Raw genomic sequence first — 18,546 nt, forward strand, 5'->3', positions numbered from 1 at the left:
TACGTGCCCTCGTACCCGTGAGTCACTGATCAGACTGGTGGATCCCGCTACCCAAGGCAACGAGGGGGACCCCCATGAACGGCTCGCGGATCGCCGCAGTCGGCCACTACCAGCCCGCCAAGGTGCTCACCAACGAGGACCTGGCGGGCCTCGTCGACACCAGCGACGAGTGGATCAGGTCCCGGGTGGGCATCCGGACCCGCCACATCGCCGGTCCCGACGAGCCGGTCGACGAGCTCGCCTCGCACGCCGCCGCCAAGGCGCTGGCCGCGGCCGGGCTCACCCCCGCCGACATCGACCTGGTCCTGGTCGCCACCTCGACCGCCGTCGACCGGTCCCCGAACATGGCCGCGCGGGTCGCCGCCCGGCTCGGCATCCCCTCGCCCGCCGCCATGGACGTCAACGTGGTGTGCGCCGGCTTCACCCACGCGCTGGCCACCGCCGACCACACCGTCCGGGCCGGGGCGGCGACCCGGGCGCTGGTGATCGGCGCCGACAAGATGTCCGCGGTGACCGACTGGAGCGACCGCACCACCTGCGTGCTCGTCGGCGACGGGGCGGGCGCGGCGGTCGTCGAAGGAGCCGAGGTGCCCGGGATCTCGCCCGTCCTGTGGGGATCGGTGCCGGAGATGGGGCACGCCGTGCGGATCGAGGGCGAGCCGGCCCGGTTCGCCCAGGAGGGGCAGAGCGTCTACCGCTGGGCGACCACGAAGCTTCCGGCGCTTGCCCGGCAGGCCTGCGAACGCGCCGGGCTCACCCCGGCGGACCTCGCCGCGGTCGTGCTGCACCAGGCGAACCTGCGGATCATCGAGCCGCTCGCGGAGAAGATCGGCGCGGTCAACGCGGTGGTCGCCCGCGATGTGACGGAGTCCGGGAACACCTCGGCGGCGAGCATCCCGCTGGCCTTCTCCAAGCTGGTCGAGCAGGGTGCGATCGCCACCGCGGACCCGGTGCTGCTCTTCGGGTTCGGCGGCAACCTGTCCTACGCCGGTCAGGTGGTCCGCTGCCCCTGACGGAACGGATGTGATGAGACCGACGCCCGCTTTACCTGTCCCGTTGACGCCGTAGACTGTAGACAAAACGCAATGGACATGTCCGCCTGTCGAGGAGGGGGACCGCGATGTTGTCGACAGGACTGCCGCAGGGATCCGTGCCGAAACTCGAACGTCCCGGTCCGTTGCGGGATCGCGTCTACGAAGCCTTGCTTGAGTTGATCACGACGCGTGCTCTTCAGCCTGGTCAGCATCTGGTGGAGAGTGAGCTGGCGGGTCATCTGGGGGTGTCGAGGCAGCCGGTGCGGGAGGCTTTGCAGCGGTTGAACACCGAGGGGTGGGTGGATCTGCGTCCGGCGCAGGGTGCGTTCGTGCATGAGCCGACCGACGAGGAGGCCGATCAGCTGCTGACTGTGCGGACGTTGCTGGAGGCGGAGGCGGCAAGGTTGGCGGCTGTGAACGCGGGCAGTGCCGGTGTTGCCGCGCTGGAGGATCTGTGTGCGCAGGGGGAGAGGGCGGTGGCCGCGGACGACGTGGATGCCGCGGTGGCCCTGAACGCGCGACTGCATGCGAAGGTCATGGAGCTGGCGGGCAATGCGGTGCTGGCGGAGCTGGCGGGGCAGGTGGATCGTCGGGTGCGCTGGTACTACACGCCGATCGCCCGGCAGCGGGGTCACCAGTCCTGGATCGAGCACCGTGAACTGATCGCCGCGATCGCCGACCGCGACCAGGGGCGCGCCACGAAGTTGATGCGGGAGCACACGGAACACACCCGGACGTCGTATCACGCGCGTCAGCGGTCGTAGAGGGGCGTCGGAAGCGCAGGTGAGGGGTCTGGGGCGGGTGCCGGGCTCCAGGCTTGCTGGTGGCTGTCGGTCGGGGTGCCGCGCGCTGAGGCGGGGGCGTCGAGCATGCGGGACGTCGAGCAGAAGGCAGTTCAGGCCGCTCGGGGCCCGGGCCGACCATCGCCGAGCCGGGACACAGCGCTCGTCCCCGATCCCCCTCCCTCACCCCAGGCGACCCGGCATAGCGGGAGCTGGAGACGTCCCGGCCGTCGGAGGCACAGCGCCCGGGGCACCGGCCCCGGATCGGGCACCGGGCCCCGAGCACCGGTGATCGCCGGGCGCGGCCGGCGGCGGGCGCCGCGCGCTGGTGCGGAGGCCTCGCCGGGCGCGGTGGTTCCGTCCTGGCCGGGGAGCGCGGCGAGCGCGCGTGGGCGTCATCTCGCGCGCGGTGGCGGGCGTAGGTCATCTCACCGGAACGCCTCCGCGTGGTCCTCTGCCCACTGGGCGAAGGTGCGCGGTGAGCGGCCCGTGATCTGCTCCACCGTGGGCAGCACCACCGACTCGTCCAGCGTGCCGTCCACGAAGAAACGGAAGAAGGCGTCGACGTAGGGCTTCGGCATGCCGGTCGCCTCCATCTCGGCCCGTGCCTCCTCGTGCCCCAGTCCCACGGCACGCAGGCCCCGGCCGAGTGTCTCGCCGAGGATCCGGACACGATCGGCCGGCAACAGCGCCTCGGGACCGGTGACCTCGAGCACACGGCCCGCGAACCCGTCGGACAGCAGCGCGCGTTGGGCTACCTGGGCGATGTCGTAGGGGTCGATGTCGGTGGTGCGCGCGTCGGGGAACGGCACCCGGACCGTGTCACCCGCGCGGATCTGGTCCGCGAGCCGCAGCGCGTTGGTCATGAAGCTCGTCGGGCGGACGAACGTCCAGTCGAGCCCCGACGCGCGCACCGCGTCCTCCGCGGCGAGCAGATACCCGGCGACCGCGTTGTCCCGGTCGCCGGTGCCCGCCGACAGTCCGGAGAGCAGCACCACGCGCCGCACACCGGCGGCTCGCGCGTCCGCGAGGATCTGCCGCTGCCCGCCGTATCCGGGCATCAGGAACAGCCCGCGTACGCCGTCCAGCGCGTCCCGCACGGTCTCGGGCCGGTTCAGATCTCCCGCCACGGCCGTCACCCCCGCCGGCAACCCCTCGCTCCGCCCGGCCCGGCTGACCGCCCGTACCCGCTCACCGGACGCCGCCAGCGCCCGCACGAGTTCGGCGCCCACATTGCCCGTCGCACCCGTCACCACGAACATGTGCTCCCCCTCCGTCGGCCCTATCCTGCGGGGGCACACGTCGGGACACCAGAGGCAGGCACGTCTTTGTCCTGCGAGTGGGAAAAGTGGGCATCAATCTGCGCACAGCTTCTTCCCAGGTGCGACAACCGCTGCTACGTTCCCCTCGAAAGCCCGGCAGACCGGTGGCCGAAAGAGGCGGGGAGGGGCTCGTGAGACGCATGACGGCACGACCCGCGAACGCGCATCAGGCCAAGCTGCTCAAACTGCTGCGCGACGGAGGGCCCAACTCCCGTGCGCAGCTGGGCGATCAGGTCGACCTGTCACGGTCCAAGCTGGCCGTGGAGGTGGACCGGCTGCTGGAGACGGGCCTGATCGTGGCCGACGGACTCGCCGCCTCCAGGGGCGGCCGCCGCTCCCACAACATCCGGCTCGCCCCCAACCTGCGGTTCCTCGGCGTGGACATCGGCGCGACCTCGGTCGACGTCGCCGTCACCAACGCCGAACTGGAGATCCTCGGACACCTCAACCAGCCCATGGACGTCCGCGAGGGCCCGGTCGCGGTCTTCGAGCAGGTCCTGTCCATGGCCGCGAAGCTGAGGGCCTCGGGACTCGCGGAGGGCTTCGACGGCGCCGGCATCGGCGTCCCGGGACCGGTCCGCTTCCCCGAGGGCGTACCGGTGGCTCCACCGATCATGCCGGGCTGGGACGGCTTCCCCGTGCGGGAGGCGCTCAGCCAGGAACTCGGCTGCCCGGTCATGGTCGACAACGACGTGAACCTGATGGCGATGGGGGAGATGCACGCGGGCGTGGCCCGCTCCGTGGGCGACTTCCTCTGCGTCAAGATCGGCACCGGCATCGGCTGCGGCATCGTCGCCGGCGGTGAGGTCCACCGCGGGGTGACGGGCAGCGCGGGCGACATCGGGCACATCCAGGCCGTGCCCGACGGCCGCCCGTGCGCCTGCGGCAACCGTGGCTGCCTGGAAGCCCACTTCAGCGGCGCGGCCCTCGCCCGGGACGCCGTGGAGGCCGTCGAGCAGGGACGCTCGGAGGAACTCGCCCTGCGCTTCGAGGCGAACGGCGGGCTGACGGCCGTCGACGTCGCCGCCGCCGCGGCCGCCGGTGACGCCACCGCCCTCGACCTGATCCGTGAGGGCGGCAACCGGACCGGCCAGGTCATCGCCGGACTGGTCTCCTTCTTCAACCCGGGCCTGGTGGTGATCGGCGGCGGTGTGACCGGCCTCGGCCACACCCTGCTCGCCGCGATCCGCACCCAGGTCTACCGCCAGTCACTGCCGCTGGCGACCGGCAACCTGCCCATCGTGCTGGGCGAGTTGGGCCCCACCGCCGGAGTCATCGGCGCGGCCCGGCTCATCAGCGACCACCTGTTCTCACCCGCGTAGGCACCCGCCTCTGTCACGGCCCACCCGCACAGCGCCCTGCTTCGCCCTGCCCTGAAACCGGCCGCACGCCCGCCAAGGGGATCTCATGGCACCAGAACCACCGCTGCTCAGCATGTCCGGCATCACCAAGTCGTTCCCCGGCGTCCGGGCCCTCGACGGCGTCGACCTCGACGTCCAGGCCGGTGAGGTGCACTGCCTGCTCGGCCAGAACGGCGCCGGGAAGTCCACCCTCATCAAGGTGCTGGCCGGCGCCCACCAGCCCGACACCGGCCGCCTGCGCTGGCGCGGCGAGGAGGTCTCCCTGCGCTCGCCGATCGCCGCCATGCGCCTCGGCATCGCCACCATCTACCAGGAACTCGACCTGGTGGAGCACCTGTCCGTGGCCGAGAACGTCCACCTCGGCCATGAACCCACCACGGCCGGGTTCGTCGTACGCGGCAAGGCGGCCCGGCAGTCGACCGCCGCCCTGCTGCGACGACTCGGGCACCCGGAGATCGATCCGGCGCGCCTGGTGGGGGAGTTGTCGGCGGCGCAGCAGCAGATCGTGTCCATGGCGCGGGCCCTCTCCCACGACGTGCGCCTCATCGTGATGGACGAGCCGTCCGCCGCCCTCGACCCGGACGAGGTCGACAACCTCTTCCGGATCGTCGCCGGCCTCACCGCCGAGGGCGTCGCCGTCGTCTACATCTCCCACCGACTGGAGGAGATCCGGAGGATCGGCGACCGGGTCACCGTCCTCAAGGACGGCCGGGCCGTCGCGGTCGGGCTGCCCGCCAAGTCGACGCCGACACGCGAGATCGTGGCGCTGATGACGGGCCGCAACGTCGAGTACGTCTTCCCGCAGCGGCCGCCCACCGACGCGAAGGGCGAGGGCAAGCCACTGCTGGAGGTCCAAGGACTCACCCGCCAGGGCGAGTTCGAGCCCCTGGACCTGGTGGTGCACCCCGGGGAGATCGTCGGCCTCGCCGGGCTCGTCGGTTCGGGACGCTCCGAGATCCTGGAGACGATCTACGGAGCCCGCAAGCCCACCGCCGGTCACGTCACCGTCGACGGAAGGGCTCTCAAGCCCGGCAGCGTCCGCGCCGCCGTCCGCGCCGGCATCGGGCTCGCCCCCGAGGAACGCAAGGCACAGGCCCTGCTGATGCTGGAGTCGGTCACCCGCAATGTGTCCGTCTCCTCCATGTCCCGCTTCTCCCGGGCCGGCTGGCTGGACCGGCGCGCCGAACTCGGTGCCGCCCGGGCGGCGACCCGTGAGCTGTCGCTGCGGCCCGACAACCCCGCCGTGCCGATCCGCACCCTGTCCGGCGGGAACCAGCAAAAAGCCGTCCTGGCCCGCTGGCTGCTGCGCGGCTGCCGCGTCCTGCTGCTCGACGAGCCCACCCGGGGCGTCGACGTCGGCGCCCGCGCCGAGCTGTACGCGGTCGTCCGGCGCCTCGCCGACGAGGGACTGGCCGTACTGCTGGTCTCCAGCGAGGTCCCCGAGGTGCTTGGCCTCGCCGACCGTGTCCTGGTGCTCCGCGAGGGCCGTGTCGTGCACCGGGCGCCCGCCCGCGAGCTCGACGAACACCGTGTACTCGACCTCGTCATGGAAGGAAGCCCGGTGTCATGACGCAGCCTGTGTCCCCGCCCCGGGGAAGCGCCGACAAAGTGCCTTCGGTGAGCGAATCGCCTGCCTGGCGCGGGGTGTTCGCCCGCGCCGACGTCCGCACCCTCTCCCTCCTCGGCGTGCTCGCCGTCCTGATCCTCATCGGCGGCATCACCAAGCCCGACGAGTTCCTCGACACCCGCAACCTCCAACTCGTCCTCACCCAGGCCTCGGTGATCGGTGTCGTCACCGTCGGCATGACCTTCGTCATCACCTCGGGAGGCATCGACCTCTCCGTCGGCGCGATCGTCGCCCTCGCCTCAGTGTGGGCCACCACCGTCGCCACCCAGGAGTACGGCTTCGCGGGCATCCTCTTCACCGCGGTGCTCGTCGGAGTCGGCTGCGGCCTGGTCAACGGGCTGCTCATCGCGTACGGCGCCATGGTCCCGTTCATCGCCACCCTCGCCATGCTCGCCTCGGCCCGCGGACTCGCCCTCCAGATCACCGACGGCCGGACGCAGATCGTCACCGTGTCCTCCGTCCTGGACCTGGGGGAGCGCGACGCCTACGTCCTCGGGATACCGCCGCTCGTCATGGTCTTCGCAGTCGTGACGATCATCGGCTGGCTGGTGCTGAACCGCACCACCTTCGGCCGGCGCACCGTCGCGGTCGGCGGCAACGCGGAGGCGGCACGCCTGGCCGGCATCGACGTCCGCCGCCAGCGCCTCTACCTCTACCTGCTGTCCGGACTGTGCTGCGGCATCGCCGCCTTCCTGCTGATCATCCTGTCCGGCTCCGGCCAGAACACCAACGGCAACCTCTACGAGCTCGACGCCATCGCCGCCGCCATCATCGGCGGAACCCTGCTCAGCGGGGGGCGCGGCACCATCACCGGCTCCGTGCTCGGAGTCCTCATCTTCACCACGATCACCAACATCTTCGCCCTGAACAACCTGCAGAGCGACGTCCAGCAGATCGCCAAGGGCGCGATCATCGTCGCCGCCGTGCTGGTCCAGCGCCGTACCGCAAGCACGACCTGAGGAAAGGGTTCACGGATATGCCTGAGCTTACGAGCCGCAGAGGACTGCTCTTCGGAACCGCAGCCGTCGGGGCAGGTGCCCTCCTCGCAGGTTGCACCAGCAATGACTCCAAGGACGAGTCGCCGGCCGCGAACGACCAGCCGGCCGCCGACGACAAGCCGGGTAAGGAAGTCACGATCGGCTTCGCCGGGCCGCAGGCCGACCACGGCTGGCTCAACGCGATCAACGACAACGCCAAGAACCGGGCGAAGAAGTACTCGGACGTCACTCTGGAGATCACCGAGGGTTCCAACGACACCGCCCAGCAGATCGGGCAGATCGAGACCCTGATCAACAAGAAGGTCGACGTGCTGGTGATCCTGCCGGCCGACGGCAAGGCGCTCACCCAGGTCGGGCTGAAGGCGATGCGTGCCGGGATCCCGGTGGTGAACCTGGACCGGATCTTCAACACCCCGCAGGCGTACCGCTGCTGGATCGGCGGCGACAACTACGGCATGGGCCTCAACGCCGGCCACTACATCGGCGAGAAGCTCAAGGGCAAGTCGAACGCCAAGGTCATCGAACTGGCCGGACTCGACAACCTGGAACTCACCAAGCAGCGCACCAAGGGCTTCGACGACGCCCTGAAGAACTACCCCAACATCAGGAAAGTGGCCCGCCAGGCCGCCGAGTTCACCGTGGAGTCCGGGCAGGCCAAGATGGCGCAGCTCCTCCAGGCCCAGTCGAGCTTCGACGCGCTGTGGAACCACGACGACGACCAGGGCGTGGGTGCGCTGCGCGCCATCGACCAGGCCGGCCGCGACGACTTCCTGATGGTCGGAGGCGCCGGCGCCCTGTCCGCCTTCCAGGCCATCAAGCAGGACAACGGCGTCCTGAAGGCGACCGTCCTCTACCCGCCGACGATGGCCGCCTCGGCGATCGACCTCGCCCGCGCCCTCGGCCAGTCCAAGGGGATCGGCGGCCTCTCCGAGTTCGAGATCCCGGCCTCGCTCACCCTCTACTCGGCCGTCGTCGACAAGACCAACGTCGACCAGTACATGTCCACCGGCTTCAAGTGAGGCGTACCGATCCGGCACCTGCTCCACGGGCCGGGCAGGCCGGTGGCAGCACGCCCCGGCCGGACCGATCCGCGGGGCAGGTCCCAGCAGCCCGGTTCGTCGACGGACCGGGCTGCACCCCCCACCGCGCCACGACGACGAGGAGGACATCGCGCATGGCACAGCCGCAGCAGTCAGAAGGGGCCGAGGTGCCGCCGCTCCGGGTCGGCATGGTCGGCTACGCCTTCATGGGCGCCGCCCACTCCCAGGGCTGGCGGACCGCCGGACGCGTCTTCGACCTGCCCCGCCGCCCCGTGCTCTCGGTGATCTGCGGACGGGACACGGACGCCGTGCGCCGGGCCGCGGACCGGCACGGCTGGGCGGCCGCCGAGACCGACTGGCGGGCCCTGATCGAGCGGGACGACGTCGACCTCGTCGACATCTGCACCCCCGGCGACAGCCATGCCGAGATCGCCGTCGCCGCCCTCGCCGCGGGCAAGCACGTGCTGTGCGAGAAACCCCTCGCCAACACCGTCGACGAGGCCCGGGCGATGACCCGGGCCGCCGAAGAAGCGTACGAGCGCGGCCAGTTGACGATGGTCGGCTTCAACTACCGCAGAGTGCCCGCCACCGCCCTGGCCCGCCGGATGGTGGCCGAGGGCCGGCTCGGCAGGCTGCGGCACGTCCGGGTGGTCTACCTGCAGGACTGGCTCGTGGACCCGCAGGCCCCGCTGACCTGGCGGCTGCGCAGGGAAAAGGCGGGCTCGGGCTCGCTCGGCGACCTCGGCTCGCACATCGTCGACCTCGCCCAGTACCTGGCGGGAGAACCGCTGTCCGGAGTGTCCGCCCTGACGGAGACCTTCGTACGGGAACGGCCGCTGGCCGGGGGCGCGGTCAAGGGCCTGTCCGCCGTCTCCGGCAGCGGCACCGGTCAGGTCACCGTCGACGACGCGGCCCTGTTCACCGGACGCTTCACCTCCGGCGCCCTCGCCTCCTTCGAGGCCACCCGGTACGCGACCGGCCGCAAGAACGCCCTGCGCATCGAACTCAACGGGGACCGCGGCTCGTTGGCCTTCGACCTGGAACGCCTCAACGAACTCGCCTACCACGACGCCACGGAACCCGGCACGCACGCAGGCTTCCGCCGCATCCTGGTCACCGAGCCCGACCACCCCTACCTGGACGCCTGGTGGCCGCCCGGCCACGGCCTGGGCTACGAGCACACCTTCGTCCACCAGGCCCGCGACCTCGTCCACGCCATCGCCGAGGGCCGCCGCCCCGAACCCTCCTTCGCCGACGGGCTCCAGGTGCAGCGGGTGCTCGCGGCCGTGGAGGAGAGCGCCGAGAAGAACTCCGTCTACACCCCGATCGCCGTCTGAGGAGGCCCGGAACCATGCCGCGTCAGTTCACCCTGTTCACCGGTCAGTGGGCCGACCTGCCTCTCGAAGAGGTCTGCCGGCTGGCCCGCGAGTTCGGTTACGACGGTCTCGAACTCGCCTGCTGGGGCGATCACTTCGAGGTCGACAAGGCGCTCGCCGACCCCTCGTACCTGGACTCCCGGCACGCGCTGCTCGACAAGTACGGCCTCAGCTGCTGGGCGATCTCCAACCATCTGGTCGGCCAGGCCGTCTGCGACGCCATCATCGACGAGCGCCACCAGGCGATCCTGCCGCAGGTGATCTGGGGCGACGGTGATCCGGAAGGGGTCCGGCGGCGGGCCGCGGAGCGGATGAAGGACACCGCGCGGGCGGCTGCCGCCTTCGGGGTGGAGACCGTGATCGGTTTCACCGGCTCGGCGATCTGGCATCTGGTGGCGATGTTCCCGCCCGCGCCCGAGTCGATGATCGAGCGGGGCTACGAGGACTTCGCCCGGCGCTGGAACCCGATCCTGGACGTCTTCGACGAGGTGGGTGTGCGGTTCGCGCACGAGGTCCATCCCAGTGAGATCGCCTACGACTACTGGACGACCCGGCGGGCTCTGGAGGCGGTCGGTCACCGTCCGGCGTTCGGGCTGAACTTCGATCCCTCGCACTTCGTGTGGCAGGACCTGGACCCGGTGGGTTTCCTGTACGACTTCCGGGACCGGATCTACCACGTGGACTGCAAGGAGGCGCGCAGGCGTCTCGACGGCCGCAACGGCCGTCTGGGCTCCCATCTGCCCTGGGGTGATCCGCGCCGCGGCTGGGACTTCGTCTCGGCCGGTCACGGGGACGTGCCGTGGGAGGACGTGTTCCGGATGCTGCGCTCCATCGACTACCAGGGCCCGATCTCGGTCGAGTGGGAGGACGCCGGGATGGACCGTCTCCAGGGCGCGCCCGAGGCGCTCAAGAGCCTCAAGAAGTACGACTTCGAACCCCCGTCGGCCTCCTTCGACGCCGCGTTCGGAGGCAACGAGTAAGCCGCACCGCTCAGTTCCGGGATGACGGCGCATCCCGGCGTACCCACACCCACCCGTACGTCCGGCCCCACTCCGGAGGCAACCGTGCACGGGAAAGACCGCACCACCCCGACCGGCAGAATCGGGACCCACAGACCCCGCACCCCTCGGCACAGAGCGGTGGCCCTGCTCACCGGCCCCACGCCGGCCGCCACCACCCGGCTGAGAGGAGGGATCTCATGAACACAACCAAACGATGGTCCACGGCAGTTGCCGGCGCGGCCCTGCTCGTCGGCTGCGTGTCCCAGCCCGCCGCGTCGCACAGCGCCGACACCACACGGGTGCTGGTCTTCTCCAAGACGGCCGGCTTCCGGCACGACTCGATCCCCGACGGCGTGACGGCCGTACGCGAACTGGGGCAGGGCGCCGGCTTCACGGTCGACGCCACGGAGGACGCGGCCGCCTTCACGCCACGCAACCTGCGCCGCTACGACGCCGTCGTCTTCCTCTCCACCACCGGTGACGTCCTCGACCCCGCACAGCAGCGGGCGTTCGAGGGCTACATCCGCGGCGGCGGCGGATACGTCGGCATCCACGCGGCCGCCGACACCGAGTACGACTGGGCGTTCTACGGCGGCCTCGCCGGCGCCTACTTCCAGTCGCACCCGGCGATCCAGCCGGCCACGGTGACCGTCGAGGACCGGGCCCACCCCTCCACATCGGATCTGCCCCCGGCGTGGAACCGCACCGACGAGTGGTACAACTACCGCTCCAACCCCCGCGAGCGGGTCCACGTCCTGGCCTCCCTCGACGAGTCGTCCTACACCGGCGGCACCATGAACGGCGACCACCCCATCGCCTGGTGCCAGGCCTACCAGGGCGGCCGGGCCTTCTACACCGGCTTCGGCCACACCAAGGAGTCCTACGCCGACCCAGCCTTCCGCGGCCACCTGCTGGGCGGCCTCCGGTACGCGACCGGCGACGCACAGGCCGACTGCCGGCCGGAGAACGGCTACCGCCCGCTCTTCGACGGCACGGCCGCCTCACTGACCGACTGGAAACAGGCGGGACCCGGCTCCTTCGCCCTGTCCGACGACGGCACACTCACCTCGTCCGGCGGCATGGGGATGCTCTGGTACGCCGGTTCCGGCCAGGGCTTCGGCTCGTACTCCCTGAAGCTCGACTGGAAGACGGCCGGCGCCTCCGGAGACGACAACTCCGGTGTCTTCGTGGGCTTCCCGCCCTCGGACGACCCCTGGTCCGCCGTGGACAACGGCTACGAGATCCAGATCGACGCCACCGACGTACCCGAGAAGACGACCGGGTCCGTCTACGGCTTCCGCTCCGCCGACCTGGACAAACGCGACCGCGCGCTGAACCCGCCGGGGGAGTGGAACACGTACGAGATCCGCGTGGAGGGCGAACGCCTGCGCGTCTGGCTCAACGGCGTGAAGATCAACGACTTCACCAACACCGACCCGGCCCGGAGCCTGCGTGACGGGCATGTCGGCATCCAGAACCACGGAGCCGACGACCGGGTGTCCTTCCGCGACATCCGGATCAGAGAACTGCCCGTCAAGGGCGGCTGAGCGGCGACGGGCGGGGGACGCCGGACCCCCGCCCGCCGTCTTTCCCCTCCTGAGCGGGGTTCGCGTACGACGCGCCCGGCGTTCCACGGTCGGCGGCCACCCATGCCCGAACCACCGTCGACCTGCACCGGCATCCCCACGCGGCCCCCCACCTCGCCGAACACTCCCTCCCCTCCCTCCGTCAGGCAGTGGCGCTCTCACAAGGAAGCACTCCATGACCCACCCCCAGGCCCACCAGGCGACCCCCGCGGCAGACACCCAGGGCACCACCCTCGCCCGGACCCCGCTGCACGACCTGCACAGCCACCTCGCCGACCGCCTCGACGACGCCGCCCGCGACTGGCTCGAGAAGGCCCTCGACGAGGCCGCCGCCCACCCCGGCACCCACGGCCCGATCTCCGTGTGGGAGCTGCGCCTCGCCGAGGCCGGACGCCGCTGCGGCCCCGAACACGCCGACGCCGCCCGCATCCTGATCCTGCACGCGGCCCGCGCCGACCCCGACGCCCTGACCCGGGTCTACGCCCAGGGCACCGCCGCCGAACGCCGCGCCGTCCTGCACGCCCTGCCCCACCTCGTACCCGGACCGCAGGCCCTCCCGCTCGTCGAGGACGCCCTGCGCACCAACGACACCCGGCTCCTGGCCGCTGCCGTCGGCCCCTACGCCGCCCGCCACCTCGACGCCCACCACTGGCGCCACGCCGTCCTCAAGTGCCTGTTCACCGGCGTGCCCGTGACCGAGGTGGCCGACCTCGACCGCCGGGCCCGCGCCGACACCGAACTCGCCCGCATGCTCGGCGACTACGCCGCCGAACGCACCGCCGCGGGCCGCCCCGTACCGGAGGACCTGCACCGCGTCCTGACCCTCACCGACCCCACCGCCACCCCACCCGCGCCGGCCGCCGACCACGGCCCCGACCACGCGGACGGCACCCACGGCAAGGAGTCCTGATGCGCATCTTCGACCCCCACATCCACATGACGTCCCGCACCACCGACGACTACCAGGCCATGCACACCGCCGGCGTGCGGGCCGTGGTCGAACCGTCCTTCTGGCTGGGCCAGCCCCGCACCTCTCCCGCCACCTTCCTCGACTACTTCGACTCCCTGCTGGGCTGGGAACCCTTCCGCGCCGCCCAGTACGGCATCGCCCACCACTGCACCCTCGCCCTCAACCCCAAGGAGGCCAACGACCCGCGCTGCCTGCCCGTCCTCGACGAACTGCCCCGCTACCTCGTCAAGGACCAGGTCGTCGCCGTCGGCGAGATCGGCTACGACTCCATGACCCCCGCCGAGGACACCGCGCTGGCCGCCCAGCTCCAGCTCGCCGCCGACCACGAGCTGCCCGCGCTCGTCCACACCCCGCACCGCGACAAGCTCGCCGGCCTGCGCCGCACCCTCGACGTCGTCCGTGAGTCCGACCTGCCGACGGACCGGGTCCTGATCGACCACCTCAACGAGACCACCGTCAAGGAGGCCAAGGACAGCGGCTGCTGGCTGGGCTTCTCCGTCTATCCCGACACCAAGATGGACGAGGAGCGCATGGTCGCCCTCCTGCGGGAGTACGGCCCCGAACAGGTCCTGGTGAACTCCGCCGCCGACTGGGGCCGCAGCGACCCCCTCAAGACCCGCAAGGTCGCCGACCTGATGCTCGCCGAAGGCTTCACCGAGGACGACGTCGACCGCGTCCTGTGGCGCAACCCCGTCGCCTTCTACGGATTCAGCGGCCGCCTGAACCTCGACGTGCCGGTCACCGACCCCACCCACGAGGGCAACTCCATCCTCCGGGGCCCGCGCACCACGGAGGCGTGAGCCATGCGCTTCCGCCACCCCGACGGCACCACCGTCCACCTCGCCTACTGCACCAACGTCCACCCCGCCGAAACCCTCGACGGCGTCCTCGCCCAGCTCCGCGACCACTGCGAGCCCGTCCGCCGCCGCCTCGGCCGCGACCGCCTCGGCATCGGCCTCTGGCTCGCCCACGACGCCGCCCACGCCCTGGTCAGCGACCCCTCCGCGCTGCGCGGCCTGCGCGGGGAACTCGACCGCCGCGGCCTCGAAGTCGTCACCCTCAACGGCTTCCCCTACGAGGGCTTCGGCGCCGAGGAGGTCAAGTACCGCGTCTACCGGCCCGACTGGACCGACCCCGAACGCCTCGACCACACCACCGCCCTGGCCCGCGTCCTGACCGGCCTCCTCCCCGACGACGTCACCGAAGGCAGCATCTCCACCCTCCCGCTGGCCTGGCGCACCCCCTACGACGACGCGAGCGCCGACAAGGCCCGCACCGCCCTGCGCACCCTCGCCGAACGCCTCGACGCCCTCCAGGAACTGACCGGCCGCTCCATCCGCGTCGGACTCGAACCCGAACCCGGCTGCGTCGTCGAGACCACCCGTGACGCCCTCGCCCCCCTGACCGCGATCGCCCACGACCGCATCGGCATCTGCGTCGACACCTGCCACCTCGCCACCTCCTTCGAAGACCCGCACACCGCCCTGGACGCCCTCACCGAAGCCCGCGTCCCCGTCGTCAAGACCCAGCTCTCCGCCGCCCTGCACGCCGAACACCCCCACCTGCCCGAGGTCCGCGAGGCACTCGCCGCCTTCGACGAACCCCGCTTCCTGCACCAGACCCGCACCTCCACCGCCGCCGGACTGCGCGGCACCGACGACCTCGGCGAAGCACTCACCGGCGACGCCCTGCCCGACGGAGCACCCTGGCGCGCCCACTTCCACGTCCCCCTGCACGCGGCCCCCGCCGCCCCCCTCACCTCCACGCTCCCGGTCCTCGAGTCCACCCTCACCCGGCTCGTCGGCGGCTCCCGCCCCCTCACCCGCCACCTGGAGGTGGAGACCTACACCTGGCAGGCCCTCCCTCCCGAACTCCGCCCCCGCGGCCGCCCGCAGCTCGCCGACGGCATCGCCGCCGAACTCACCCTCGTGCGCGACCTGCTGACGGACCTCGGCCTCAAGGAGCTGCCATGACCCACCACACCCCGACAACGGGCCCGACCCCCCTCCTCGTCCTCGACGTCGTCGGCCTCACCCCCCGCCTCCTCCACCACATGCCCCACCTCAAGACCCTCGCCCGCTCCGGCTCCCATGCCCCGCTCGGCACCGTCCTGCCCGCCGTCACCTGCGCCGCCCAGTCCACCTTCCTCACCGGCACCCACCCCGCCGAGCACGGCATCGTCGGCAACGGCTGGTACTTCCGCGAGCTGGGCGAGGTCCTGCTGTGGCGTCAGCACAACGGCCTGGTCGCCGGCGACAAACTGTGGGACGCCGCCCGCCGCGCCCACCCCGGCTACACCGTGGCCAACATCTGCTGGTGGTACGCCATGGGCGCCGACACCGACGTCACCGTCACCCCCCGTCCCGTCTACTACGCCGACGGCCGCAAGGAACCCGACTGCTACACCCGGCCCCCGGCCCTGCACGACGAACTCACCGAGAAACTCGGCACCTTCCCCCTCTTCCACTTCTGGGGACCCGGCGCCGACCTCGTCTCCAGCCAGTGGATCATCGACGCCACCCGCCACATCATGGCCACCCGCCACCCCGACCTGACGCTCTGCTACCTCCCCCACCTCGACTACGACCTGCAACGCTTCGGGCCCGACGACCCACGCTCCCTCAAAGCAGCAGCCGACCTCGACCGGGCACTGGCCCCGCTCCTGGACGACGCCCGCGCGGAGGGGCGTACCGTCGTCGCCCTGTCCGAGTACGGCATCACCCGCGTCAGCCGACCGGTCGACATCAACCGCGCCCTGCGCCGCGCCGGTCTCCTCGAGGTGCACACCCAGGACGGCATGGAGTACCTCGACCCGATGGCCTCCCGCGCCTTCGCCGTCGCCGACCACCAGATCGCCCACGTCTACGTCCGCCGCCCCGAGGACCTGGACGCCACCCGCGCCGCCCTCGACGGCCTGCCCGGCATCGGGCAACTCCTCGACGACGAGGGCAAGAAGGCCCACCACCTCGACCATCCGCGTGCCGGCGAACTCGTCGCCGTGGCGGAGCCGGACGCCTGGTTCACGTACTACTACTGGCTCGACGACGACCGCGCGCCCGACTTCGCGCAGCTCGTCGAGATCCACCGCAAACCCGGCTACGACCCGGTCGAACTCTTCATGGACCCGCTCGACCCGTACGTCAAGGTCAAGGCGGCCACCGCACTGGCCCGCAAGAAGCTCGGCCTGCGCTACCGCATGGCGGTCGTGCCCCTCGACCCGTCGCCTATTCGCGGCAGCCACGGCCGCCTGCCCGAGAGCGACGACGAAGGTCCGCTGCTCATCTGCTCCACCCCCCGTGCTGTCGGCGACCGCATCGCGGCCACCGACGTGAAGTCACTCCTGCTCCGGCTGGCCGGTCTTTCCCGACCGGTCCCCAGTGAAGCACCCGCCACTGACAACGCCCTGTGACCCCGAGGAGTCCAGACATGAGCCGCAGGTTCCAGTCCGACCCCGAACTCACCCACCGCCTCACCAGACGAGGCATGCTCGGCGTGGCCGCGGGCGCCACCGCCGCCGTGCTGCTGGGCACCGCGGCCTCCCCGGCCGGCGCCGCCACCCAGGCCGCGACCGGCACCACCGGCCACGGCCGCGGACGCCCGGTCCTGCCCCCCGGCCGCCTCGGCATCCAGCTCTACAGCCTCCGCGACAAGGTCTCCACCCTCGGCTTCGCGCCGGTCTTCGCCGAACTGGAGAAGTACGGCTACGACGAGGTCGAGTTCGCCGGCTACAGCCAGGGCTCGGCCGGACCGATCACCCTCGCCCAGCTCAGGCGCCTGGCCCGCGACCACGGACTGAACCCGATCGGCAGCCACGTCGGCTACTACTCCGACGACCCGAACGCCTACACCTTCGCCCAGAACCTCACCCAGGTCCTCGACGACGCCCAGGCCCTCGGCCTCAAGCACATAGGCACCGCCTCGGGACCGTTCCGCTACGGCTCGACCGTCGACGCGTGGAAGCGTGCCGCCGAGGAGTTCAACACCTACGGCGCGGCCGCGAAGGCCCGCGGCATGAAGTTCTACCAGCACAACCACTCCGAGGAGTTCTCCTTCGCCACCGACAACCCCAAGGTCCGGCTCTACGACGTGCTGCTCAAGGAGACCGACCCCGACCTGGTGTTCCTGGAGATGGACATCTTCTGGGCGTACTCCGGCCAGTTCCGCTTCTCCCGGCGGCCCGACGGCACACCCGCACCCTTCGAGCCCCTGGACTACGTCCTCAGGCAGCCCCACCGCTACCCGCTCTTCCACGTCAAGGACGGGGTGCGCGACCCTGCCGACACCTACGGCTACCGCATGACCGACGTCGGCGACGGCGACATCAACTACCAGAAGTTCATCTCCGCCGTGACCCGCCTGCGGGGCGAACGCCTCGCCCACCACTGGCAGGCCGAACACGACCAGCCCGCCGAGTCGTTCACCTTCGCCCGCCGCTCCAGCGCCCACCTGCACTCGCTGCGGGAGAAGTGCTGACCGCACACGACTGAGGCGGGACCCCGAGGGCGCAGGGGGCGCTCCCCGCCGGTCGGGGTCCCGCCGCGTGCAGCGGGGAGGACCGTCAGCCCCGGACGGCCGGAACGACCGCCGGGGTGAGGCGCTCCTCTCCCGCGTGCACGTTCATGGAGTGGCCGCGGAGGCAGCCGATGAGGGTGAGCCGGTTTCGGTGGCGAGGCCGACGGCGAGGGAGGGTCTCACCTCCGAACCGTCCCGACGGGCATCCTCTCGATCCGGACCGCGGCCGCCTCGAACTCGACGGCCCCCGCGATCGGACAACTGGCCTTCGCCGCCGCCCGTTCGGCACCCGTCCCGTCCGGCGGGCGGCCGGTCATGAACGCCAGAGCCGGCCGCAACGCCGGATCCACCCACACCGGCGCCGTCGTCGCACCCCGCCGGGTGGCGACCCGCACCTCCTCGCCGACCACCACCCCGAAGCGCTCGGCGTCCTCCGGACTCAGCTCGACACACTCGGCCCGCCGCAGCGACGACGCCGAACCACTCCTCAGCAGCCGGGAGTTGTCCGTGCCGAGACGGCGTCCTCTGGTCAGCCGGACCGGATACGTCTCGTCCGTCAGATCGACGGGAGGCGTATGCCGGACCAGGTGGAACGGCGTACGCCGTCTCGGGTCGCCGTGACCGCGCCCGGTGAGCAGCGACAGGTCGGCCAGCGCGCGGGCCTCCGCCAGCCCGACGCCGTCGAACACCCCCACCGGCTCCCCGTGCCCCCAGCGGTACGCCAACTCCCTCACCGCGGCCGCCGGTACGCCCGTCACCTTCACCGCGAGCGACACCGTCCACGGCTCGACGAGCCGCCTGTACTCCTCGAAGCCGGAGGTCGAGCGCTCGATGAACTCCCGGTCGGCCAGCCCCGCTCGCACGATCTCCCGGCCGATCGCATGGGCCATCGGGACCCCGGTACCGGCGTTCGGCCGGTACCGGACTCCCGACCCGA

15 protein-coding genes and 1 pseudogene are annotated in these 18,546 nt (G+C 71.5%); 14 read left to right on the forward strand and 2 right to left on the reverse strand.

All coding sequences use genetic code 11. The annotated features are described in order from the left end of the window. Positions 1-74: 74 nt before the first annotated feature. Both M2163_RS38115 and M2163_RS38120 read left to right on the forward strand, forming a co-directional pair. Complete coding sequence (locus tag M2163_RS38115; protein ID WP_280896268.1) at positions 75-1,013, forward strand: beta-ketoacyl-ACP synthase III; 939 nt, start codon at positions 75-77, stop codon at positions 1,011-1,013. A gap of 107 nt (positions 1,014-1,120) precedes the next feature. Further along, a complete protein-coding gene (locus M2163_RS38120; protein WP_280896269.1) occupies positions 1,121-1,798 on the forward strand; it encodes a GntR family transcriptional regulator in 678 nt (225 codons plus the stop codon). Between the two features lie 446 nt (positions 1,799-2,244). Here the strand turns inward: M2163_RS38120 and M2163_RS38125 are convergent, their stop codons facing one another. After that, positions 2,245-3,078, reverse strand: coding sequence for an NAD(P)H-binding protein (locus M2163_RS38125; protein WP_280896270.1), 834 nt, complete (start codon positions 3,076-3,078; stop codon positions 2,245-2,247). A 200-nt stretch (positions 3,079-3,278) separates the two neighbouring features. Between M2163_RS38125 and M2163_RS38130 the strand changes: the two genes are divergently transcribed. The 12 genes from M2163_RS38130 (at position 3,279) to M2163_RS38185 (ending at position 17,570) form a co-directional block, all read left to right on the forward strand. Next, positions 3,279-4,460, forward strand: coding sequence for an ROK family transcriptional regulator (locus tag M2163_RS38130; protein WP_280848361.1), 1,182 nt, complete (start codon positions 3,279-3,281; stop codon positions 4,458-4,460). Between the two features lie 85 nt (positions 4,461-4,545). Further along, positions 4,546-6,069 (forward strand): sugar ABC transporter ATP-binding protein, encoded by a 1,524-nt coding sequence (locus tag M2163_RS38135; RefSeq protein WP_280896271.1) that lies wholly within the window; start codon positions 4,546-4,548, stop codon positions 6,067-6,069. Continuing rightward, the gene (locus tag M2163_RS38140) at positions 6,066-7,085 is read left to right on the forward strand and encodes an ABC transporter permease (protein ID WP_280896272.1); all 1,020 of its coding nucleotides are present in this window, start codon (positions 6,066-6,068) and stop codon (positions 7,083-7,085) included. Before M2163_RS38135 ends, M2163_RS38140 begins: the two co-directional genes overlap by 4 nt. 17 nt (positions 7,086-7,102) lie before the next feature. Beyond that, entirely contained in the window at positions 7,103-8,143 is a 1,041-nt protein-coding gene (locus tag M2163_RS38145; protein ID WP_280896273.1) for a substrate-binding domain-containing protein, read from the forward strand. A 155-nt stretch (positions 8,144-8,298) separates the two neighbouring features. Further along, positions 8,299-9,501: a Gfo/Idh/MocA family oxidoreductase gene (locus M2163_RS38150; protein ID WP_280848357.1), complete on the forward strand. Its 1,203-nt coding sequence runs from the start codon at positions 8,299-8,301 to the stop codon at positions 9,499-9,501. A 14-nt stretch (positions 9,502-9,515) separates the two neighbouring features. Beyond that, positions 9,516-10,520 carry a sugar phosphate isomerase/epimerase family protein gene (locus M2163_RS38155; RefSeq protein ID WP_280896274.1) on the forward strand — a complete coding sequence of 335 codons (1,005 nt, stop codon included), beginning with the start codon at positions 9,516-9,518 and terminating at the stop codon, positions 10,518-10,520. 218 nt (positions 10,521-10,738) lie between these two features. Continuing rightward, the gene (locus M2163_RS38160) at positions 10,739-12,088 is read left to right on the forward strand and encodes a ThuA domain-containing protein (protein ID WP_280896275.1); all 1,350 of its coding nucleotides are present in this window, start codon (positions 10,739-10,741) and stop codon (positions 12,086-12,088) included. Between the two features lie 214 nt (positions 12,089-12,302). Then, complete coding sequence (locus tag M2163_RS38165; RefSeq protein ID WP_280896276.1) at positions 12,303-13,037, forward strand: EboA domain-containing protein; 735 nt, start codon at positions 12,303-12,305, stop codon at positions 13,035-13,037. After that, entirely contained in the window at positions 13,037-13,897 is an 861-nt protein-coding gene (locus M2163_RS38170) for a TatD family hydrolase (protein WP_280896277.1), read from the forward strand. Before M2163_RS38165 ends, M2163_RS38170 begins: the two co-directional genes overlap by 1 nt. A 3-nt stretch (positions 13,898-13,900) precedes the next feature. Then, the gene (eboE, locus tag M2163_RS38175) at positions 13,901-15,070 is read left to right on the forward strand and encodes a metabolite traffic protein EboE (RefSeq protein ID WP_280848352.1); all 1,170 of its coding nucleotides are present in this window, start codon (positions 13,901-13,903) and stop codon (positions 15,068-15,070) included. After that, positions 15,067-16,506 (forward strand): alkaline phosphatase family protein, encoded by a 1,440-nt coding sequence (locus M2163_RS38180; protein WP_280896278.1) that lies wholly within the window; start codon positions 15,067-15,069, stop codon positions 16,504-16,506. The genes eboE and M2163_RS38180 overlap by 4 nt, the downstream gene beginning before the upstream one ends. A 17-nt stretch (positions 16,507-16,523) precedes the next feature. After that, entirely contained in the window at positions 16,524-17,570 is a 1,047-nt protein-coding gene (locus M2163_RS38185; RefSeq protein WP_280896279.1) for a sugar phosphate isomerase/epimerase, read from the forward strand. Between the two features lie 218 nt (positions 17,571-17,788). Here M2163_RS38185 and M2163_RS38190 read toward each other — a convergent pair. Beyond that, positions 17,789-18,520, reverse strand: a pseudogene (locus M2163_RS38190) (molybdopterin dinucleotide binding domain-containing protein); the annotation flags it as partial. Positions 18,521-18,546: the final 26 nt, after the last annotated feature.

Origin of the sequence: Streptomyces sp. SAI-135, from assembly GCF_029893805.1 — a bacterium.
GTDB lineage: Bacteria > Actinomycetota > Actinomycetes > Streptomycetales > Streptomycetaceae > Streptomyces.